The 21118-nt window shown below is 62.7% G+C and carries 16 protein-coding genes, 1 tRNA gene and 1 pseudogene; 15 read left to right on the top strand and 3 right to left on the bottom strand.

The genetic code is table 11. The features are described from left to right. The first annotated feature begins 407 nt into the window (after positions 1-407). From N430_RS15090 to N430_RS15025, 12 genes and pseudogenes are all read left to right on the top strand, one after another. Complete coding sequence (locus N430_RS15090; RefSeq protein WP_110637813.1) at positions 408-1433, top strand: TauD/TfdA family dioxygenase; 1026 nt, start codon at positions 408-410, stop codon at positions 1431-1433. 32 nt (positions 1434-1465) lie between these two features. Further along, complete coding sequence (locus N430_RS15085; protein ID WP_099814604.1) at positions 1466-2251, top strand: TSUP family transporter; 786 nt, start codon at positions 1466-1468, stop codon at positions 2249-2251. 22 nt (positions 2252-2273) lie between these two features. Then, positions 2274-3035, top strand: a complete 762-nt coding sequence (locus tag N430_RS15080) for an SDR family NAD(P)-dependent oxidoreductase (protein WP_110637812.1) — start codon at positions 2274-2276, stop codon at positions 3033-3035. Between the two features lie 376 nt (positions 3036-3411). Further along, positions 3412-4280 (top strand): annotated as a pseudogene (locus tag N430_RS15075) (DMT family transporter). A 230-nt stretch (positions 4281-4510) separates the two neighbouring features. Beyond that, positions 4511-4984: a hypothetical protein gene (locus N430_RS15070; protein ID WP_110637811.1), complete on the top strand. Its 474-nt coding sequence runs from the start codon at positions 4511-4513 to the stop codon at positions 4982-4984. A 427-nt stretch (positions 4985-5411) separates the two neighbouring features. Then, positions 5412-8480 carry a formate dehydrogenase-N subunit alpha gene (gene fdnG / locus N430_RS15060; protein WP_146232699.1) on the top strand — a complete coding sequence of 1023 codons (3069 nt, stop codon included), beginning with the start codon at positions 5412-5414 and terminating at the stop codon, positions 8478-8480. Then, on the top strand, positions 8480-9430 hold the full coding sequence (fdxH, locus tag N430_RS15055; protein WP_110637808.1) for a formate dehydrogenase subunit beta: 951 nt from the start codon (positions 8480-8482) through the stop codon (positions 9428-9430). The genes fdnG and fdxH overlap by 1 nt, the downstream gene beginning before the upstream one ends. Then, positions 9427-10083 (top strand): formate dehydrogenase subunit gamma, encoded by a 657-nt coding sequence (locus tag N430_RS15050; protein ID WP_110637807.1) that lies wholly within the window; start codon positions 9427-9429, stop codon positions 10081-10083. Before fdxH ends, N430_RS15050 begins: the two co-directional genes overlap by 4 nt. 4 nt (positions 10084-10087) lie before the next feature. Further along, positions 10088-11008, top strand: a complete 921-nt coding sequence (gene fdhE / locus N430_RS15045) for a formate dehydrogenase accessory protein FdhE (protein WP_110637806.1) — start codon at positions 10088-10090, stop codon at positions 11006-11008. A gap of 160 nt (positions 11009-11168) precedes the next feature. Continuing rightward, on the top strand, positions 11169-12596 hold the full coding sequence (gene selA / locus N430_RS15035; RefSeq protein WP_110637805.1) for an L-seryl-tRNA(Sec) selenium transferase: 1428 nt from the start codon (positions 11169-11171) through the stop codon (positions 12594-12596). Then, on the top strand, positions 12593-14515 hold the full coding sequence (gene selB, locus N430_RS15030; RefSeq protein WP_110637804.1) for a selenocysteine-specific translation elongation factor: 1923 nt from the start codon (positions 12593-12595) through the stop codon (positions 14513-14515). The genes selA and selB overlap by 4 nt, the downstream gene beginning before the upstream one ends. Before the next feature lie 6 nt (positions 14516-14521). Further along, positions 14522-14617 (top strand) — tRNA-Sec (locus tag N430_RS15025). Positions 14618-14628: 11 nt separating this feature from the next. On the opposite strand, the gene N430_RS15020 is transcribed toward N430_RS15025, so the two are convergent. Together N430_RS15020 and N430_RS15015 are read right to left on the bottom strand one after the other, a co-directional pair. After that, the gene (locus N430_RS15020) at positions 14629-15615 is read right to left on the bottom strand and encodes an asparaginase (RefSeq protein WP_110637803.1); all 987 of its coding nucleotides are present in this window, start codon (positions 15613-15615) and stop codon (positions 14629-14631) included. A gap of 72 nt (positions 15616-15687) precedes the next feature. Next, the gene (locus N430_RS15015) at positions 15688-17130 is read right to left on the bottom strand and encodes a sodium:alanine symporter family protein (RefSeq protein WP_110637802.1); all 1443 of its coding nucleotides are present in this window, start codon (positions 17128-17130) and stop codon (positions 15688-15690) included. 178 nt (positions 17131-17308) lie between these two features. Between N430_RS15015 and N430_RS15010 the strand changes: the two genes are divergently transcribed. Next, a complete protein-coding gene (locus N430_RS15010; protein WP_110637801.1) occupies positions 17309-18118 on the top strand; it encodes a helix-turn-helix transcriptional regulator in 810 nt (269 codons plus the stop codon). 5 nt (positions 18119-18123) lie between these two features. On the opposite strand, the gene N430_RS15005 is transcribed toward N430_RS15010, so the two are convergent. Beyond that, positions 18124-18921 (bottom strand): TSUP family transporter, encoded by a 798-nt coding sequence (locus N430_RS15005; RefSeq protein WP_110637800.1) that lies wholly within the window; start codon positions 18919-18921, stop codon positions 18124-18126. A gap of 280 nt (positions 18922-19201) precedes the next feature. Here N430_RS15005 and N430_RS15000 point away from each other — a divergent pair, with 280 nt between their 5' ends. Next, on the top strand, positions 19202-20086 hold the full coding sequence (locus N430_RS15000) for a sugar nucleotide-binding protein (RefSeq protein WP_103448783.1): 885 nt from the start codon (positions 19202-19204) through the stop codon (positions 20084-20086). Next, positions 20079-21011 carry an NAD-dependent epimerase/dehydratase family protein gene (locus tag N430_RS14995; protein ID WP_110637799.1) on the top strand — a complete coding sequence of 311 codons (933 nt, stop codon included), beginning with the start codon at positions 20079-20081 and terminating at the stop codon, positions 21009-21011. Before N430_RS15000 ends, N430_RS14995 begins: the two co-directional genes overlap by 8 nt. The last annotated feature ends 107 nt before the right edge of the window (positions 21012-21118 follow it).

The following is a 21118-nucleotide window of genomic DNA, read 5'->3' as shown; positions in this document are numbered from 1 at the left end:
TGCGAGAACGCGGAAGCCTAGCACGAAAGGTCTGATGGAAGTAATTGTGTTTTCTTACGTGTAAATTACCTTGATTGAATCGCATCGATCAGTCGATCGATGACTTTCAAACGCTGCCTTGATTGAGAAGAATCGGGTCTGCATCCTGCGCCATTTCGCCGTCGCTGCCAGAAACCTTTTGAAATCAATAAGTTGATTGGATCGACTCAATCGGCTGTCTGCGCGGTTTGGAAAATGGATTGAATCGACGTTATTTTTGTAATTACAATGATTGCGTCGATGCAATTCGCTGGCCTTTCTCTGGCTTCAGCCGCATGCATCGTCCCGCTGTGACCGGCTTCAAAAACATAAACATCTGCCGCCGACACCGACTGGCCTCAAGCCAGCAACATGGAATATCACTGCAAATGGAAAGTGCACACCTGCATCAAGGCGCCGAGCTTCAAGCCTCACTGGAGATCCGTCTGCCCTGGGTCATCTCCAGCGCCTGGCAAACCTTGCTGAACAACACACCGCTCGACTTCGAGACGAGCAAGGAGCTTTATCCACAGCTCAAGGACCAGGCCCAGGACGTACTGGGCAAGGCGCTTTGCCAACAGATCCGCGGCTTTGTCACGGACCCGTACCTGACCAGCATGATCGTGCGCAATTGCCCGCGTGACCGTGACATCCCACCCACGCCTTATTCGGGCGTACTCAGCCCGCGCAGCACGCCGGTTGCCTGCCTGGTCAGCCTGACCATGCAGAGCCTGATGGGGATCAACCCGGTGGTCTACGAGGGTGAGAACGATGGCCGGCTGTTCCGCCATGTCATTCCTTCGCGCCATTCTTCCAGCCACAAGAGCTCCCATGGCTCGAAGCTGCGCTTCTCCTATCACGTGGACAACCCGGACCTGCCGCTGTCATCCGAGCCGCTCGGCGACACGTCCTGCTGCCCGGAATACCTGTCGTTCTTCGGCATGCGCTGCGACCCGCGCATCAGCACCACACTGGTGAGCCTCGATGCCGTGGTGGCGGCACTGCCTGCTACCACCGTGCGCGAACTGTGCCTGCCTCAGTTCGAGATCCGCCGCCCGGACTCCTTTAGCGGCAACCGCCGCTGCACCGCCGAACTGCCGGTGCTGGTGCGCGGTCAGGCTGGTGAATGGTTGTGCCGTTTCGACAGCGAGAACACCCACGGCCTCAACCTGCGGGCCGAGCAGGCACTGGCCAGTCTGCGCAGCATGTTGGAAACCCGTCGCTTCGACGAACCCCACCTGCTGCTGCCGGGCGACTTCATGGTCTTCAAGAACCAGCGTGTGCTGCATGCCCGCGATGGCTTCGAGCCACAGAACGATGGCGCCGACCGCTGGCTGCTGCGGCTGTTCGCGGTCAACGACCTGAACCGCGTGCATTTCGCCCGGGCCGATCACCTTTACGAAGTGCTCTCCTGATTCTCTTTTACTGACTCGACGGACGTACCGATATGGAACTGTTAGGCGCCTTCTGGGCGGAACACTGGTTGTTGGCGATCCTGATGCTGGGCGCTATCGCATTCGTTGCAGGCTTTGTCGATAGCATCGCCGGGGGTGGCGGGCTGTTTCTGGTGCCCGGCTTCCTGCTGGTGGGCATGCCACCGCAGGTTGCCCTGGGGCAGGAGAAGCTGGTCAGCACCCTCGGCACCCTCGCGGCTATCCGCAACTTCCTGGCCAACAGCAAGATGGTCTGGCAGGTGGCGCTGGTCGGGGTGCCGTTTTCATTGCTTGGGGCTTATCTGGGCGCGCACCTGATCGTGTCGATCCCCCAGGAAACCGTGGGCAAGATCATCCTGGCGCTGATCCCGTTCGGCATCCTGATCTTCCTCACCCCCAAGGACCGCCCGGTGGAGGAGCGCGAACTGTCGCCGCGCATGCTGTTCACCGTGGTGCCGTTGACCTGCCTGGCCATCGGCTTCTACGACGGCTTCTTCGGCCCCGGTACCGGCAGCATGTTCATCATCGCGTTCCACTACCTGCTGCGCATGGACCTGGTCTCCAGCTCCGCCAACTCCAAGACCTTCAACTTCGCCTCCAACATCGGCGCCCTGGTGGCGTTCGTCATGGCGGGCAAGGTCGTCTACCTGCTGGCGCTACCGCTGGTGGCCTGCAACATCCTCGGCAACCACCTGGGCAGCGCCCTGGCCCTGCGCAAAGGCAACGAAGTGGTGCGCAAGGCGTTGGTGTTCTCGATGCTCTGCCTGTTTACCAGCCTGGGTGTGAAGTACCTGGCCTGACCCCTTTTAAAGGAGATAACTGATGAAAACTGCATTCGTGACCGGCGCTTCCTCGGGCTTTGGCCGGGCCATCTGCCGCACCCTGATCGGCAAGGGCTACCGTGTGATCGGCGCCGCCCGGCGCATGGACAAGCTGCAAGAACTGGAGGCCGAGTTGGGCGACAATTTCATTGCGCTGGCGCTGGATGTCACCGATCCACAGTCGATCGAATCGGCGTTCGAACAAGTCCGTGACGCATCGCTGCAAATTGACCTGCTGGTGAACAATGCCGGGCTGGCGCTGGGTGTCGATCGGGCCCAGGCCAGCAGCAGCGAGAACTGGCAGCAGATGATCGACACCAACGTCACCGGCCTGGCGATGGTGACCCACAAGGTCCTGCCGCAGATGGTGGAGGCCGACAGCGGGATGATCATCAACATGGGGTCCATCGCCGGCACTTATCCGTACCCGGGCGGCAACGTGTATGGCGCCAGCAAGGCCTTCGTCCGTCAGTTCAGCCTCAACCTGCGCGCCGACCTGGCGGGCACCCGTGTGCGGGTAAGCAATATCGAGCCAGGCTTGTGCTCGGGCACCGACTTTTCGGTGGTGCGCCTGAACGGTGACCTGGATGCCGTGCAAGCGCTCTATCGTGACGTGGAGGCCATCTTGCCGGAGGACATCGCCGCCACAGTGGCGTGGATTGCCGAGCAACCTGGGCATGTGAACATCAATACCGTCGAGATCATGCCAGTGGCCCAGAGCAGTGCGGCGCTCAATGTGGCGCGTAATCTGCCGCGGTGTTGACTGGCGTACGCAATAACCGACTGGGGCCTACTCAACTTTGTCCTCCGCCCCAGTCGCCTCAAGCATCCAGGAATGTGCAACCCGCCGCCTCCAGCGAGGCGGCTAATTAACCCTCAGTGTTATCCACCCATGATGCAGCAACTTTTTGGTGTAGGACTTTAGGAATCGCCTTGTAAGAAGGTTCCTATATTGATCTTTTGATGCTTGTTGTTGTTTCAGTAGTATTGACTAATGCTGTTAACTGAACTGCGAGGTGGCGGTCATGCAAGGGGCGTCGGGTTGTAAAGTTTGAGCCTAATCAGGTGTTTGATTTTTGATATGATCCCGATTACTGTCTGGAGGGAAGCAGGGGTAAGTAATAATCAGGAACGTTACTGTGGATGTATTCATGGGTTTGTTAGCAGCGGCGTTCTGGGGGCGACGGACTTTTTGGTCGGCGTGAACGCACGAGCGGTTGGGGTCAAGCGGGCGGTGTTTTTCGGGCAGTTACTGGGTCTTTTATTAATGACGATCATTATTGTCATTTCTGCCAGCCAGTGGGGAAAGTTCATGGCTGCACCATGGCGTGCAGTAGGGTTGGGCGTAGTAGCTTCTCTGTGTACCGTAGTGGGGGCGCTGGCGCTATCGAAGGCTTTTGCTGTTGGCAAAACTGCAGTTGTGGCCCCCTTGGTCACCTCGTATGGCGTTTTTACTACTCTGCTGGCGTGGCTGGGCGGTGATGCGCTGTCAGCTTGGCAAGTGTGCGGCATTCTCGTTTGCTTCTTCGGCGTTCTACTGGCCAGTCGCAGTGATCACGGAGGTGATTTCGAGCGCAAGACCACCAGCACGATATCGGTAGGGTTTGCCTTGTTGGCGGCCATGCTTTACGGCGTCAGCTTCTGGATTCAGGGCAAGTTCGCCTTGCCAGCGCTAGGACCGGTGAACATGTTGGCGCTGGGCTATGCAGTGGGGGTCATGTTTCTCATACCTGAAGCGTTCAGGTTGCTGAGGGACCATGCGACGATCAGGTTGAAGACCTTTGGATCACTATGCGGCGCCAGTCTTTTCAACCTGGGCGGGTTCTCCGCGTTTTCCTGGGGCGCGCTCAATGGCTCGGTTTCCATTGTCACTGTCATCAGCACCTTATCGGGTGGCATTGCCGCGATTCTGGGGTACCTCTTTTATCGCGAACGACTGTCGATCATTCAGATTGGTGGGGTTAGTCTGGTGTTGTTCGGGGCTGTGCTTCTACATCTTTACGGGTGACATTTTCGTGGGGCACGTCAGCAAAATGCTAGAGGGGCCCTAGGAACTCGCCAAACCATGTTCAGCGCCTATGAGATCGAGCGCCAAGAATCTTGAAGCATGCGCCTGGATGCAGAATCGACGTATTCGAGTTGCGTGTCTCGGCGTTGTAGGACATTTCTGAAACTGGTCTTGTGCCAACTATCTGTTGCCGCGATTGCTTAACATCCACTTTTTCAAAGGAGAGGATCATGCAAGCATCGGATAGCGATCTCGTGCAGGAAGTAAAGCTTCAACCGGGCAAGCAGGATTATCAGGTCCCCGGCTTTTCCAATGCCTATGAAGTCCACTCAGAGGAGTGCGCTGACAGGCGACACGGTGCTGGTGTGCTTATGGTTATAGGTATTGCTATAGCTGCATTGGGCCTTGGTATCTGGTTGTTCGGACCGTCGACCATTTACTACAATCGTCTTTCTGGGCCGAGCTTCATACAGCACATGCAGATTGCCCCTCATTTTGTGGTATCGGTGGGGGTTATTTTCTTGGCCTTGGCCAGAAAAATACGTGGTGAAGATCAGCTAAGCCAAGAGCTTTTTCTACTTGCTCATTACAAGCTAGTTGGTATCGATGGGAGTGACGCCAGAGAGCATGTCGACATACGTTATATAGCCGAGGATGACTTCAATATTTCATTGAGTACATCAGAGCCGACGCCGGCTTTGTAGGCGCGCCCGTACGCCACGAAAAGGGCCGCATTGCGGCCCTAGAATTTCGGTTGTGCGTGGACAATGGCTTGGGCTGCCACGCAGCCTTTCGCCACACAAAGTCGCTGCAGTGTTCGTCGATGGGTGGATGTCAGCAGAATGGGTGAGGGTTACCAGGTGCTCGCCATAACTCTTGCAGCGCCTATGAGATCGAGCGCCGCCCGCGCGGCGCTCGATCACACAGGCTCCATAGAACTCAAGGCATGCACGCGGCAGCCCCAACGCAACCCCCAGACACAGTCAATCCCCACGCGCCTGACCCATGTCATCGCACCTTCTCGTTTCTTGACTAGTCTTATCTATTGACGGCCATCAATTAGCCGCCACCGTGACTACCAAGAGGCGCCGGCCATGTTCCGTGCGTCCACCACCTGATCAGGAGTGCACGATGGATCTCAACCGTCGGCAGTTCTTCAAGGTCGCCGCAGTGGGCCTTGGAGGCTCGAGCCTGGCGGCGTTGGGTATGGCCCCGACGCCGGCCTTCGCCGAGCAGGTGCGTCACTTCAAGCTGGCGCACACCAAAGAAACCCGCAACACCTGCCCCTACTGCTCGGTCGGCTGCGGCCTGATCCTGTACAGCCAGGGTGATGCGGGCAAGAACGTCAAACAAAGCATCATCCACATCGAAGGCGACGCCGATCACCCGGTCAACCGCGGCACGTTGTGCCCGAAAGGTGCCGGGCTGCTCGACTTTATCCACAGCCCTAGCCGCCTCAAGTACCCCGAGGTGCGCAAGCCGGGCAGCAAGGAGTGGGTGCGGGTCAGCTGGGAGGAGGCGCTCGACCGCGTCGCCGACCTGATGAAGCAGGACCGCGACGCCAACTTCATCGAGAAGAACGCCCAGGGGCAAACGGTAAACCGCTGGCTCACCACCGGTTTTCTCGCTGCCTCCGCCGCCTCCAGCGAGGCGGGTTACCTGACCCACAAGGTCATCCGCGCAACAGGCATGCTGGGGTTCGATAACCAGGCACGTGTCTGACATGGCCCGACGGTGGCAAGTCTTGCCCCGACGTACGGCCGTGGCGCCATGACCAACCACTGGTCCGATATCGCCAACGCGAATCTGGTCCTGGTGATGGGTGGCAACGCAGCAGAAGCGCATCCGTGCGGCTTCAAATGGGTGACCGAAGCCAAGGCGCACAACCAGGCGCGGCTGATCGTGGTCGACCCGCGGTTTACCCGTACCGCTTCGGTGGCGGACTACTACGCGCCGATCCGTACCGGTACCGACATCGCCTTCATGGGCGGGCTGATCAATTACCTGCTGAGCAACGACAAGATCCAGCACGAGTACGTGCGCAACTACACCGACGTGTCGTTCATCGTCAAAGAGAACTATGGCTTCGAGGACGGGCTGTTCAGCGGCTACGACGAGGCCAAGCGCGTGTATGCGGATAAGTCCGGCTGGGGCTACGAGCTGGGCGAGGACGGCTTCGCCAAGGTCGACCCGACCTTGCAGCATCCGCGCTGCGTGTACCAGCTGATGAAGCAGCACTACAGCCGCTACACCCCGGAACTGGCCAGCATGACCTGCGGCATGCCGCAGGACGCGATGATGAAGGTCTGGGAAGAGATCGCCACCTGCTCGGTACCGGGCAAGACCATGACGATCCTCTACGCACTCGGCTGGACGCAGCATTCCATCGGCGCGCAGATCATCCGCAGTGCGGCCATGGTCCAGCTGCTGCTGGGTAACGTCGGCATGCCGGGCGGCGGGGTCAACGCCCTGCGCGGGCACTCCAACATCCAGGGCCTGACCGACCTCGGCCTGCTGTCCAACTCGTTGCCGGGTTACCTGACCCTGGCCGGGGACGCCGAGCAGGACTACGCCACCTACATCGACAAGCGTGCGTCGAAGCCGCTGCGCCCAGGGCAGCTGTCGTACTGGCAGAACTACGGCAAGTTCCACGTCAGCCTGATGAAGGCCTGGTACGGCGCCAACGCCACTGCGGCAAACAACTGGGGCTACGACTGGCTGCCCAAGCTCGATGTGCCGGCCTACGACGTGCTGCGCATGTTCGAGATGATGGGCCAGGGCAAGGTCAATGGCTACATGTGCCAGGGCTTCAACCCGATCGCCGCGCTGCCGGACAAGAACCGCGTCACTGCGGCCCTGGGCAAGCTCAAGTGGCTGGTGATCATGGACCCGCTGGCCACCGAAACCTCGGAGTTCTGGCGCAACGCCGGGCCGTTCAACGATGTCGACACGGCCAATATCCAGACCGAGGTGATCCGCCTGCCCACCACCTGCTTCGCCGAGGAGGATGGCTCGCTGGTCAATAGCAGTCGCTGGCTGCAGTGGCACTGGAAGGGCGCCGACGGCCCGGGCGAGACCCGCACCGACGTGCAGATCATGAGCGAGCTGTTCCTGCGCCTGCGTCACCGTTACCAGACCGAGGGCGGTGCCTACCCTGATGCGATGATGAACATCCACTGGCCGTACAAAATCCCTGAAGAGCCATCACCCGAGGAGTTGGCCAAGGAGATGAACGGCTGGGCGGTCACCGACCTCTCCGACGCCACCGGCACCACGCTCAAGGCTGGTCAGCAGTTGGCGGGCTTCGCCCAGATGAAGGACGACGGCAGCACCGCGTCCGGCTGCTGGATCTTCGCTGGCTGCTGGACCGAACAGGGCAACCAGATGGCCCGGCGCGACAACAGCGACCCGTACGGCATGCACCAGGTACAGAACTGGGCCTGGGCCTGGCCGGCCAACCGCCGCATCCTCTACAACCGCGCCTCCAGCGACCCGCAAGGCAAGCCGTGGGACGCGGAGAAGAAGCGCCTGGTGTGGTGGAACGGCAAGGCATGGACCGGCACCGACGTGCCCGACTTCAAGGTCGACTCGCCACCAGAAGCGGGGATGAACCCGTTCATCATGAACCCTGAAGGGGTGGCGCGCTTCTTCGCCATCGACAAGATGGCCGAAGGCCCGTTCCCCGAGCACTACGAGCCGTTCGAGACGCCGATTGGCATCAACCCGCTGCACCCGCAGAACAAGAAGGCCATCAGCAACCCGGCCGGGCGGATCTTCGATTCGGTGTGGGACACCCTCGGCAAGCACGACGAGTTCCCTTACGCGGCGACGACCTACCGGCTGACCGAGCACTTCCACTTCTGGAGCAAGCATTGCCGCTTGAATGCCATCGCGCAGCCCGAGCAGTTCGTCGAGATCGGCGAGGTGCTGGCCAACGAGAAAGGCATCAAGGCCGGTGACCGGGTGCGGGTGTCGAGCAAGCGGGGGCACATCGATGCGGTGGCGGTGGTGACCAAGCGGATTCGCCCGCTGCAGGTCAACAACCAGACCGTGCACCAGATCGGCATCCCGCTGCACTGGGGCTTCACCGGGACCACGCGGCATGGCTACCTGACCAACACCCTGGTGCCGTTCCTCGGTGACGGCAACACCCAGACGCCAGAGTCCAAGTCGTTCCTCGTCAAAGTGGAGAAACTCTGATGGCCAGCCAAGACATCATCGCCCGCTCGGCCACCACCACCGTTCCGCCTTCGGTACGCCAGCTGGAAGAGGTCGCCAAGCTGATCGACACCACCAAGTGCATCGGCTGCAAGGCCTGCCAGGTGGCGTGCTCGGAGTGGAACGAACTGCGTGACGAGGTCGGTCACAACCACGGCACCTACGACAACCCCCAGGACCTCACTGCCGAGACCTGGACCCTGATGCGCTTCACCGAGCACGAGCGCGACGACGGCAACCTGGAGTGGCTGATCCGCAAGGACGGCTGCATGCACTGCGCCGACCCTGGCTGCCTGAAGGCCTGCCCGAGCCCGGGCGCGATCATCAAGCACGCCAATGGCATCGTCGACTTCAACCAGGACCACTGCATCGGCTGCGGCTACTGCATCACCGGCTGCCCGTTCAACATCCCGCGCATCTCGCAGAAGGACCACAAGGCGTACAAGTGCACCCTGTGTTCCGACCGCGTGAGCGTGGGCCTGGAGCCGGCCTGCGTGAAGACCTGCCCGACCGGGGCGATCGTGTTCGGCAGCAAGGAGGAGATGAAGGTGCATGCTGCCGAGCGCATCGTCGACCTCAAGTCGCGCGGCTTCGACCAGGCCGGGCTGTACGACCCGGACGGCGTTGGCGGCACCCACGTGATGTATGTGCTGCACCATGCCGACACGCCGAAACTGTATGCCGGCCTGCCGGACCAGCCGGTGATCAGCCCGCTGGTGGGCTTGTGGAAGGGCTTCACCAAGCCGCTGGCGCTGCTGGCCATGGGCGCGGCGGTGCTGGCCGGGTTCTTCCACTACGTGCGGGTTGGCCCACAGCGGGTGGAAGAGGACGAGCACCCCACACCGCCGGACGACAGCGTGCATCAGGTGGACCCGTCGGTGCATGTCTATGACCCGACCAAGCCCGGTGGGCAAGGGGAGCAGAGGCCATGAACGACAACAAACCCATCCTGCGCTACAACGCCAACGAGCGGACCAACCACTGGATCGTCGCGATCCTGTTCATGACGGCGGGGCTCTCGGGGCTTGCGCTGTTCCACCCGGCACTGTTCTGGCTCAGCCACCTGTTCGGCGGCGGGCCATGGACGCGCATCCTGCACCCGTTCCTGGGCGTGGCGATGTTCGTGTTCTTCCTCGGCTTGGTGTTCCGCTTCTGGCGCGCCAACTTCATCACCGCCAACGACCGCCTGTGGCTGCGTCGCGTGGACCGGGTGATGCTGAACAAGGAGGAGGGCGTGCCGCCGATCGGCAAGTACAACGCCGGGCAGAAGCTGCTGTTCTGGACCCTGCTGGCGTGCATGCTGGTGCTGCTGCTCAGCGGTGTGGTGATCTGGCGCGCGTATTTCAGCCACCTGTTCGGTATCGAGGTCATTCGCCTGTCGGCGCTGGCCCATGCCCTGGCGGCGTTCGTGCTGATCCTCAGCATCATCGTGCACATCTACGCCGGTATCTGGATCAAGGGCTCGATCGGCGCCATGCTGCATGGCTGGGTCAGCCGCGCCTGGGCACGCAAGCACCATGAGTTGTGGTACCGCGAAGTGACCGGCGACAAGACGCCGGGCAATCACGGACGAAAAGAAGGATGAGCGCTTGAGCACGATACTCGAACCCGGGCAGATCGAAGCGTCGGCAGTGATGCCGCCGTTTCTGCATCTGCCGCCTGCCAATCTGTTTGCACTGCGCGCAGCGCGCCTGGAGCACCTGGCCGAAGGCAACGCCCTGGGTGATTACCTGCGGCTGATCGCCCAGCTGTGCCGCGTCCAGCAGCAGCTTGTGGATAACCCTCCCGGCGGGTTGCCGGTGGCCGAGGAGCGTCAGCGCCTGTGCATAAGTCATGGCTTGCCACCGCTGGCAGCCGACAGCCTGGTGCGTGAAGGGCCGTGGCTGGTCTGGATGCAGGCCTTGCTCACGCACTTCGATAGCGAGGCCAGTGGTGCGCTGGGCGAGGCGCTGCAAAGCCTGCGTGACAGTGACGACAGCCAGCGCAAGGGCTGGGGCATCGCCTTGCTCTCCGGGCAATACGACGCGGTGCCAGCGGCGCTGGTACCGTTCATTGGCGCCGCCTTGCAGGCCGCCTGGTCGAGCTGGTTGCTGGCGCTGCCTGCCCCTGAACTGAAGCCCGCGGGTAGCCTGGCCCAGTGTCCGGCCTGTGGTTCGCCGGCAATGGCCGGGGTGGTGCGCAACCGGGGCAAGCACAACGGCCTGCGTTATCTGGCCTGTTCGCTGTGTGCCTGTGAGTGGCATGTGGTGCGGGTCAAGTGCGTGTATTGCGAGTCGAGCAAGGATTTGCGTTATACCAGCCTTGAAGACGACCGCCACGCGCCGGGCAAGGCGCCGCTGCGGGCCGAATGCTGTCCAGCATGTGAGAGCTACCTGAAGCAGAACTATCTGGAAAACGATGCGGCGGCCGAGCCGCTGGCCGACGACCTGGCCAGCCTGGCATTGGACATTCGTCTGGATGAGGAGGGCTTCCATCGCCTGGCACCCAACCTGATGCTTGCGCCTGGGTAGTGGGGGAGTGTCTACACTGTAATACCGAGTCGCCTGCTTCGCGGGCTCGCCCGCTCCTACAGGTACTGCACAAGCGTCAAAAGCTGCGCGGACCTTGTGGGAGCGGGCGAGCCCGCGAAAGGGCCAGTACAGACAACGGATCAGTCCAAGGTAGTACCGCATGTCCTCCAGCCTAGCCAGCGACACCCCACGCCTGCCCTCCATCGACACCCTCCTGCGCCACCCGGCCTGCCTTCCGCTGATCGACCGCCACGGTCGCGACGCCGTCCTGGCCACCCTGCGCCAGTTGCTCGACGACTTGCGCGACCCCACCCGCAACGGTGAGCTCAGCAGTGCCGAACTGGCCCCTGAAATCCTTCTTGGCCGCACCGGCGAACGCCTGTCGATCCAGCAGCGCAGCCAGGTACGCCGCGTGTTCAACCTCACCGGCACCGTGCTGCACACCAACCTCGGCCGCGCGCTGCTGCCCGAGGAAGCGGTCGAGGCGATGCAGACTGCCGCCCGCTACCCGCTCAACCTGGAGTTCGACCTGGCCACCGGCAAGCGCGGCGACCGTGACGACCTGATCGAAGGCCTGATCCGCGAGCTGACCGGTGCCGAAGCCGTCACCGTGGTCAACAACAACGCAGCCGCCGTGCTGCTGGCGCTCAACAGCCTGGGCGCGCGCAAGGAGGGCATAATCAGCCGTGGCGAACTGATCGAGATCGGCGGCGCTTTCCGCATCCCCGACATCATGGCCAGGGCCGGGGTGAAGCTGCACGAGGTCGGCACCACCAACCGCACCCACGCCCGTGACTATGAGGCCGCCATCGGCCCGCGCACCGGCCTGCTGATGCGCGTGCACTGCAGCAACTACAGCATTCAGGGCTTCACCCATCAGGTACCGACTGCCGAGCTGGCGCGTATCGCCCACCAGCATGAGTTGCCACTGCTCGAAGACCTCGGCAGCGGCAGCCTGCTCGACCTCACCCGCTGGGGCCTGCCCGCCGAACCGACGGTGCGTCAGGCGTTGGCCGATGGCGCCGATATTGTCACCTTCAGCGGCGACAAGTTATTGGGCGGCCCCCAGGCCGGGATCATCGTCGGTCGCAGGGAGTTGATTGCCAGAATCAAGAAAAACCCACTCAAGCGCGCACTGCGTGTCGACAAGATCACCCTCGCTGCTCTCGAGGCGGTGCTGGCGCTGTACCGCAACCCCGACCGCCTGGCCGAACGCCTGCCGAGCCTGCGCCTGTTGACCCGCAGCCAGGCCGAGATCCAGGCCCAGGCCGAACGCCTGGCCCCCGAGCTCAAGGCACACCTGGGTGAACAATGGCAGGTCAGCGTCGAGCCCGCGCTAGGCATGATCGGCAGTGGTAGCCAGCCGGTGGCGCGCTTGCCCAGTGCGGCGCTGTGCCTGCGCCCGCAAGTATCGAAGAAGCTGCGCGGGCGCAGCCTGCATGTGCTGGAGCGGGCCCTGCGCGACCTGCCGGTGCCGGTGCTCGGGCGCATCGCTGAGGACGCCCTGTGGCTCGATCTGCGCCAGCTCGACGATGAGGCCCAGTGGTTGGCGCAGCTACCGGCCTTGCAGCTGGGGCCAGTGCAATGATCGTCGGCACTGCCGGCCACATCGACCACGGCAAGACCGCGCTGCTTCAGGCCCTCACCGGCCAGGCCGGTGACCAGCGCCAGGAAGAACGCGCCCGTGGCATGACCATCGACCTCGGCTACCGCTACGCGGCGCTGGCCGAAGGCGCGGCGTTGACCGGTTTCATCGATGTGCCGGGCCATGAGCGGTTTATCCACAACATGCTGGCCGGCGCCCATGGCATCGACCTGGTGCTGCTGGTGGTGGCCGCCGACGACGGGGTGATGCCGCAGACCCGCGAGCACCTGGCGATCATCGAGCTGCTGGGTATTCCCCAGGCGTTGGTGGTGATCAGCAAATGCGACCGGGTCGAGCCTGCACGTGTGGCAGAGGTGCAGACGCAGGTCAGGGAGTTGCTGGCAGAGGGGCCTTATGCCAAGGCCCGGCAATTCCCCGTGTCGAGCATCACCGGGGAGGGTATCGATGTTCTGCGCCGGGCCTTGCTGGAGGCCGAAGTGCGGGTGCGTCAGCGCAGCGTGCGCGGCGGTTTTCGCCTGGCGGTCGATCGGGCCTTCGCCGTGACCGGCGCCGGGGTGGTCGTGACCGGTACGGCGCTGGCCGGGCGCGTCAGTGCCGGCGACACATTGCTGCTGGGTAAAGCCGGCAAGCCGGTGCGGGTGCGTGGGCTGCACGCGCAGAACCAGGTGGCCTTGGTGGCCGAGGCCGGCCAGCGGGTGGCGTTGAACATCACTGCCGAGCGCCTGGCGGTTGAGCAGGTGCACCGAGGCGACTGGCTGGTGCCCGAATGGCTGCATGCGCCCAGCGTGCGGGTGGATATCGAACTGTGCCTGCTACCCGGTGAGCCTCGCATTTTCGAGCACTTCAGTGCCGTTCACGTACACCTCGGTACCCAGGATGTGACGGCCCGGGTGGCCTTGCTCGAAGGTGAAACCTTGGCCGCCGGCCAGCGCATGTTTGCCCAGCTGCTGCTCAACGCACCGTTGCAGGCGGTACACGGTGACCGTCTGGTGCTTCGGGACCAGCGTGCCCAGCGCACCCTTGGCGGTGGCAAGGTGCTAGACCCGTTCGCACCGAGTCGGCAGCGCCGCAGTGAACAACGCCTGCGTCAGCTGCAGGTGCTGCGCGATGCCGATGGCCTGGAGGAGGCACTGCCAGCCTTGCTCGCCAGTGCGCTGGGTGGCCTCGACCCGCAGCGCCTGGAGCGCCAGTTCAATCGCCAACGCGAAACCTGGCTGTTGCCCAATGACGTGCTGGTGGTGGCTACGCGCCAAGGCCCGCTGCTGTTTGCCAAAAGCCAATGGCATGCACTGAGGCAGCAGGTGCTGGAGCAGTTGGCGCGCTTCCACGAACAGGAACCCGACCAGCTTGGCCCGGACCGCGACCGCCTGCGCCGCTTCGCCGCCTTGCCGCTGGAGCGCCCGGCATTTGTCAGCCTGGTCGATGAGCTGCTTAATGAGCAGGTGATAGCCAGCAGCGGGCCATGGCTGCATCTGCCTGATCACAAGGTGCAGTTGAGCGCCGCGGACAGTGCGCTGTGGGAGCGACTGCTGCCGAAGCTGCTGGCAGGGCAATATGACCCACCCTGGGTGCGGACGTTGGCCACTGAAGAAAATTGCGCGGAGGCGGATGTGCGCCTGCTGCTGCGCAAGCTGGCCCGGCTGGGCCTGGTGCATCAGGTGGTGCGCGACCTGTTCTACCCTGAGGTGACGCTAGGGCGCATGGCAGAGCTGCTGCTGGGGCAGGCCAGCGAGACGCCGATAGTGCAGGTTGCTGCGTTTCGCGATATGTTGGGCATCGGTCGCAAGCGCAGTGTGCAGATTCTCGAATACTTCGACCGCATCGGCCTGACCCGGCGGGTGGCCGACCAACGCTACATCCGCGCCGACAGCGCCCTGGCCCAGCAGCAGGCCAGGCACTGAGTTCAAGGAAGGCAATCGCGCCCGGTGGCGCGGCCGGGCTTCAAACCCGGTTGGGGACGGCAGCCGTTCCCGGGCAGGTTCGACTCCCGCTGCCTTCCGCCATTTTCCCGGGTTTAAGCCCGCTCCCCGCAAAGATCCAGCGCGAACCATTGCTCCGCCGTATCCACATCCAGCCCTGCACCCAGCAGCGCAAACATCTTGCCCAAGGCCGCCTCGCGGGTCATGCCGCCAGCACTGACCAGCCCGGCCGCGCGCAGGCGATTGCCCGCCGCATAGGTATCGAACACCACCGACCCTTCCGGGCACTGGCTGATGGCGGTCAGCAGCACGCCACGCTGGCGCGCTGCACGCAGCACCTCCAGCAGCGCCTGGTCATCCGATGGCCCGGTACCGCTGCCATAGCACTCCAGCAGCAACCCTTGCACGCCGCTGTCGAGCAGGCCCTTCAGATGCCCGGCTTGCAGGCCCGGGAACACTGGCATCACCGCCAGGTTGACCGGCTGGCGCTGTTGGCGATAGCTCAGGGCAGCTGGCAGTTCGGCGGCGCGCTCGCCTTCACGATGGCGCGGCAGTGCGGCAAAGGCGTCGAACGCCTCGCTGCGCAGTTTCGACGTCCGGCAGCCATGCAGGAGCTGGCCGTGGAAGTACAGCTGCACGCCATCTTCCAGGCCCTGTTCGACCTGGCGCAAGGCCCCGCACAGGTTGTCCCAGGCATCGCTGCCCGGCGCGCCGGCCGGCAACATCGAGCCGGTCAGCAGCACCGGCACTGGCAGGCCCAGTAGCAGGAACGACAGCGCCGCGGCGCTGTAGGCCAGGCTGTCGGTGCCATGCAGCACCAGCACGCCGTCATGGCCGGCGTCCACCGCCGCGACGATGGCATCGCGCATCGCCAGCCAGTTGTGCTGCTGCATGTTGGCGCTATCGAGCAGCGGGTTCATTTCCTGCAGCGTCCATTGCACCTGGGGCGCATCGGTCAGCTGGGCGAGGTGTTCGCGCATCCGCGCGTCGAAACCACCGGCCGGCGCCAGGCCTTCGGCGGTTTCGAGCATGCCGATGGTGCCCCCGGTGTAGAGGACGAGGAGATTCTTGACTGCACGCATGGAAAGCATCCGTAGCGGTGAGCGGAGGTAGAGCAGCCGCCCACGGACGGGGCGGCTGGGCAGGGCAGGATATCAGCGCTGCGGCTGAGCTTGGCCGACTGCTTTGTCAGTGGCTGTTTCCGCCTGCGGATTGGCAGGCCAGGCGTTGCGGTCCAGGTCCAGGTCGGCGAACTTCGACGAGTCGAACACTGGCTGCTTGATGCCGGCCTTGCGCTGGTCATCGTAGTCGCGCATCACCCGCAGGCCGACCTTGAACAGCAGGGCCAGGGCCACCAGGTTGACGAAGGCCAGGCAGGTCATGGTGATGTCGGCGAAGGCGAACACGGTCGACAGGTCCTGCATCGAACCCCACACCACCAGCGCCAGTACCAGGGCGCGGAACGCCAGCAGGACCACGCGGTTGCGGCTGAGGAACTGCAGGCTGTTCTCGCCCAGGTAGTAGTTGTAGAGGATGCAGGTGAACACGAACAGCGACAGTGCCACGCTGACGAACAGGCGACCCCAGTCACCGACCACGGCGGCCAGCGAGTTCTGGGTCAGGACGATGCCGTCACCTTCGAAGCCCGGGGTGTAGAAGCCCGACAGCAGGATCAGCAGCGCGGTGCAGGTGCAGATCACGAAGGTGTCGAGGAACACGCTGAACGCCTGGACCACGCCCTGGGCGCCAGGGTGCTTCACGGCAGCTACGGCAGCCACGTTTGGCGCACTGCCCAGGCCCGCTTCGTTGGCGAACACGCCACGCTTCACGCCCATGACGATGGCGCTGCCGAGCAGGCCACCGAATGCCGGGTCGAGGCCGAAGGCGCTCTTGAAGATGGTTTCCAGCATGGCCGGCACGTGCTCGATCTGGGTGCCGATCACGTACAGGGTCACGCCGATGTAGGCCAGGGTCTTGACCGGTACCAGCAGGTCGGAGACTGCGGCAATGCGCTTGATGCCACCGATGAAGGTGATGGCCAGCAGCACGGCAAGGACGATGCCGGTGTGCTTAGGGTCGAAGGCGAAGGCATTTTGCAGCGAGTGGGTCACGGTATACGACTGCAGGCCGATGAAAGCGAAGCCATAGGTGACCAGCAGCAGGATCGAGAACACGATGGCCATGCTCTTGAGCTTCAGGCCGTGCTGGATGTAGTAGGCCGGGCCGCCGCGGTACAGGCCGTCGCCGTCGGCGCGCTTGTACACCTGGGCCAAAGTACATTCGAAGAAGCTGCTGGACATGCCCACCAATGCGGTGACCCACATCCAGAACACCGCGCCTGGGCCACCCAGGGTCACGGCAATGCCGACACCGGCGATGTTACCAGCGCCCACGCGGCCTGCAAGGCTCAGCATCAGGGCCTGGAAGGAGCTTAGTTGGCCTGCCTGGCCACGCAGCGATTCCTTGAATACAGCGAACATGTGGCCGAAGTGGCGGAACTGGACGAACCGGGAACGGATGGTGAAGTAGCTACCCAGCCCCACGATCAGCACGATGAGGAGTTTCCCCGAGAGGAAATCGTTGATTACTTCGAGCATTGGAAAATGACCTCGATTCTTATTGTTCGCGTGGAAAGACAGCGGACGGCAGGCGAACCGCTATTCGTTAGGGCGCATGGTTGGCCATGACAAGAGTGGTTACAATTTCGCGGCTTGCTCTGAATTGGTGCAACTTGATGCTAGAATGGCGTCAATCGCGTCACCTGAGTCCCCTGTCATGAGCGATCACTTCGCTACCAACCTCAAACTGGCCTGCAGCCACTACCGCTCTATCTCGGAAGTTTGCCGCCAGCTTTCGATCAACCGTGCGCAGTTCAACAAGTACCTGAGCGGGCAGAGCCGCCCGACGCCGTTCAACCTCAAGCGCATCGGTGATTTCTTCGGTGTCGAGGATTACGAGCTGAATTTGCCGGCCGAACAGTTCGCCCGCCTGATCGGCGCACGCGTATCGGCAGTCTCCGACCAACCCGACGACCCGATCAGCGAACTGTTCCGTCCGCTGCATGAGCACGCCGGCAACCTGTCACGCTATTGCGGCTATTACTTCGAGTATTCCAACTGCATGTCGGTGCCCGGCACCATCCTGGTGTCGCTGGTGCACCTGTGGGAAGAACGCGGCCGCTTCCTGTTCGAGCGCCAGGAACGCCAGGAGCGCTCCAGCGCCACCGACCAGCATGCCGAGGTGCGCTGCCGCTACTTGGGCGCGGCGTTCCAGTTGCAGGACCGGGTGTTCCTCATCGACTACGAGTCGCTGACCTTCAACGAGATGAGCCAGACCATCCTCATCCCCAGCTTCAAGAGCCGCATCACCCGCCTCAACGGCCTGAAGTCCGGGGTGTCCAGCGGCGATCGGCGCAACCCGGCCTGTACCCGGGTGGTGTGGGAGTACCTGGGGGAGGAGATCAACCGCATCAATGCCTATCGGCAGGTCAAGCTGTACCGCCCGGACGACCCACGGATCGATGACGATGTGCGTGAGCGGTTGAGTGTGGGGCCGTTGCGTAACAGCTTGTTCGAGATTGAGTGAAATATTTAGCGCAGCGCCGTGTAAGTGCGCAGCCATTCACCTGCCGGATGAGCATCACCAAGCAACAACTTCGCCGCCATCAGACAACACACCGTGATCAACAGTGGTTTGACCAGTTGCGGTCCGAAGTAGAGGGCGCAACGAGCGCCGAGTTGAGCGCCGGTGATGGCGCAGGCCGCCATGGCCAGCGCCAAAGGCCATATGATGGCTCCACTGTAGGCAAATACCGACAATGCTCCAAGGTTGCAGGATGCGTTGAGCAGTTTGCTGCTACAGATTGCCTGCATGAGATGCTGTCCCAGCAGCAGAGTGAAGGCGACCATGAAGAATGAACCGGTACCCGGGCCAAAAATGCCGTCATAGAAGCCAATGCCTGGAGCAACCACGAGCGCAAAGCAGAAATACGAGAGCCGCCGCTTGCGGTCCTGGTCCTCAAGCTTGGGGCAGAGTGCAAAGTAGGTAGCGACCGCTATCAGCAAGAACGGCACAGTTGCTTCAAGCACCGCTCTGTCGAGCAAGCTGATAGACAAGGCCCCTGCAAAACCACCTGCGAATGACAGCAAAGCCATTGGCCAGTCTGTTCGCCATTGGATCATCCGCTTGCGGGCGAACGCCCAGACTGCTGAAGAACTGGCCGAGGAGGCCTGGAGCTTGTTGGTAGCCATTGCCGCCAGCGGATCGACTCCGGCAATGAATAGCGCCGGAAGCGTGAGTAAACCACCGCCGCCTGCGATGGCGTCGAAGAAGCCTGCCAGCAATGCAGTGGCGGCAAGGATCAACAAAGTTGAAATTTCGATTTCCATGCGTTTTCGTCCGGTATTGGTCGAGGGCGACAGATGAAGTTATGCCGCGGATTTGACTGTCTGTAGGAATCTACTGAGGCTTGTTGCAGTGGCCGGACTATTGAATCGAGTTTTTCTGGACCAAGAAGTCGGATAAGGGCGATGCGCGGCGTAGGGCAATTCCGAGTTACTGGTGACGCCAAGCAGTATTTGTTGATAAGCCCCAAGGTTGGACTTCCCCGCCCGGAAACCGCAAAATGGCTCCTTTCCTTCTATCAACCTGTTCGGATCTGCTGACTCTATGCGTATGCGCCTGATGCTGTTGGGTGGTGGCAATGCCCTCGGGCAAGCGCTGATTCGTCTCGGGGCCGAGGAGGACATCGCATTCCTGGCACCGCGCCCGCCGGAGAACGGCTGGGCCCCGGCCAGCCTCACTCAGCTGCTTGACGATCATCGCCCCGATGCCGTGGTCAACCTGGCCTACTACTTCGACTGGTTCCAGGCCGAGTCGGTCAGCGACCAGCGCCTGGCCCTGCAGGAGCGGGCAGTGGAGCGGCTGGCGGAGTTGTGCCAGCACCACCAGATCACCCTGGTGCAGCCTTCCAGCTACCGCGTGTTCGACGGTTCGCGGGCCACGGCCTACAGCGAGAAGGATGAGCCAGTACCGCTGGGCCAGCGTGGCCAGGCCCTTTGGCGTATCGAGCAGAGCGTGCGCGCGGCGTGCCCGCAGCATGTGCTGCTGCGCTTCGGCTGGTTGCTGGATGAAAGCATCGACGGTGCCCTGGGCCGCTTCCTGACCCGTGCCGAGCAGCCGCAGGAGCTGCTGCTGGCCGATGACCGCCGCGGCAATCCGACGCCGGTCGACGACGCTGCCCGGGTGATCCTCTCGGTGCTCAAGCAGCTCGATTGCAGTGCGCCGCTGTGGGGCACCTACCATTACGCCGGTAACGAGGCGACCACGCCACTGGCGCTGGGCCAGGCAATTCTCAGCGAGGCCGGGCAGTACCGTCAGCTGGCCGTACAGGCGCCGACCGCGCAGGCCCATGCCGCACGGCCGGATGCCAGCGAGGAGCCGCAGCACGCGGTGCTGGCCTGCAAGAAAATTCTTCACACCTTCGGCATCAAGCCGCGTGCCTGGCGCGCGGGCTTGCCGCCACTACTGGATCGATTCTACCGCCATGGCTGATGCCCCCATCCTGATCACCGGCGGCGCCGGCTTCATTGGCTCCCACCTGTGCGATGCGTTGCTGGCCAAGGGCTATGCCGTACGTATTCTCGACGACCTTTCCACCGGCAAGCGCGATAACCTGCAACTGGATAACCCGCACCTCGAACTGATCGAAGGCGATGTGGCCGACGCCGAGCTGGTTCAGCGTGCCGCCGCCGGTTGCGCTGCTGTGGTCCATCTGGCTGCTGTGGCGTCGGTGCAGGCGTCGGTCGAAGACCCGGTGAAGACTCACCAGAGCAACTTCATCGGCACCCTCAACGTGGCCGAGGCCATGCGTGTGCATGGCGTGCGTCGCGTGCTGTTTGCATCGAGCGCGGCGGTGTACGGCAACAATGGTGAAGGCGAGTCGATTGCCGAGGACACGCCGAAGGCGCCGCTGACGCCCTATGCGGTGGACAAGCTGGCCAGCGAGCAGTACCTGGACTTCTACCGCCGCCAGCATGGCCTGGAGCCGGTGGTGTTCCGCTTCTTCAACATCTTCGGCCCGCGCCAGGACCCTTCCTCGCCGTACTCCGGGGTGATCAGCATCTTCAGTGAGCGGGCGGTTCAAGGCTTGCCGATCACCGTGTTCGGTGATGGCGAGCAGACCCGTGACTTCCTCTACGTCGGCGACTTGGTGCAGGTGATGGTGCAGGCCCTGGAGCAGCCGCAGGTGGAAGAGGGCGCGGTGAACGTCGGCCTGAACCAGGCAACTTCGCTGAATCAGATGCTCAAGGCACTGGAGCAGGTGGTAGGCAGCCTGCCGGCGATCAGCTATGGCCAGGCGCGCTCGGGTGATATTCGCCATTCGCGGGCAGACAACCAACGCTTGCTGGCGCGCTTTGCATTCCCGCAGCCGACCCCGATGGTCGAGGCATTGGCCAAGCTGCTCGGCAAGGCTTGAGATAGCCGGGGCTGCTTCGCAGCCCTTTCGCGACGCAAGGCCGCTCCCACATTGATCTGCGCAAATATCAAAACTTGCGCAAACCCTGTGGGAGCGGCCTTGCGTCG

This window comes from Pseudomonas sp. CC120222-01a, from assembly GCF_003097235.1.
Lineage (GTDB): Bacteria > Pseudomonadota > Gammaproteobacteria > Pseudomonadales > Pseudomonadaceae > Aquipseudomonas.
This window is presented reverse-complemented; position numbering and strand designations above follow the sequence as displayed.

Bases quoted from the DNA above. Each gene is read 5' to 3' on its own strand.
- N430_RS15090 (WP_110637813.1), top strand. From the start codon at position 408: ATGGAAAGTGCACACCTGCATCAAGGCGCCGAGCTTCAAGCCTCACTG.
- N430_RS15085 (WP_099814604.1), top strand. From the start codon at position 1,466: ATGGAACTGTTAGGCGCCTTCTGGGCGGAACACTGGTTGTTGGCGATC.
- N430_RS15080 (WP_110637812.1), top strand. From the start codon at position 2,274: ATGAAAACTGCATTCGTGACCGGCGCTTCCTCGGGCTTTGGCCGGGCC.
- N430_RS15070 (WP_110637811.1), top strand. From the start codon at position 4,511: ATGCAAGCATCGGATAGCGATCTCGTGCAGGAAGTAAAGCTTCAACCG.
- fdxH (WP_110637808.1), top strand. From the start codon at position 8,480: ATGGCCAGCCAAGACATCATCGCCCGCTCGGCCACCACCACCGTTCCG.
- N430_RS15050 (WP_110637807.1), top strand. From the start codon at position 9,427: ATGAACGACAACAAACCCATCCTGCGCTACAACGCCAACGAGCGGACC.
- selA (WP_110637805.1), top strand. From the start codon at position 11,169: ATGTCCTCCAGCCTAGCCAGCGACACCCCACGCCTGCCCTCCATCGAC.
- selB (WP_110637804.1), top strand. From the start codon at position 12,593: ATGATCGTCGGCACTGCCGGCCACATCGACCACGGCAAGACCGCGCTG.
- N430_RS15020 (WP_110637803.1), bottom strand. From the start codon at position 15,615: ATGCGTGCAGTCAAGAATCTCCTCGTCCTCTACACCGGGGGCACCATC.
- N430_RS15015 (WP_110637802.1), bottom strand. From the start codon at position 17,130: ATGCTCGAAGTAATCAACGATTTCCTCTCGGGGAAACTCCTCATCGTG.
- N430_RS15010 (WP_110637801.1), top strand. From the start codon at position 17,309: ATGAGCGATCACTTCGCTACCAACCTCAAACTGGCCTGCAGCCACTAC.
- N430_RS15005 (WP_110637800.1), bottom strand. From the start codon at position 18,921: ATGGAAATCGAAATTTCAACTTTGTTGATCCTTGCCGCCACTGCATTG.
- N430_RS15000 (WP_103448783.1), top strand. From the start codon at position 19,202: ATGCGTATGCGCCTGATGCTGTTGGGTGGTGGCAATGCCCTCGGGCAA.
- N430_RS14995 (WP_110637799.1), top strand. From the start codon at position 20,079: ATGGCTGATGCCCCCATCCTGATCACCGGCGGCGCCGGCTTCATTGGC.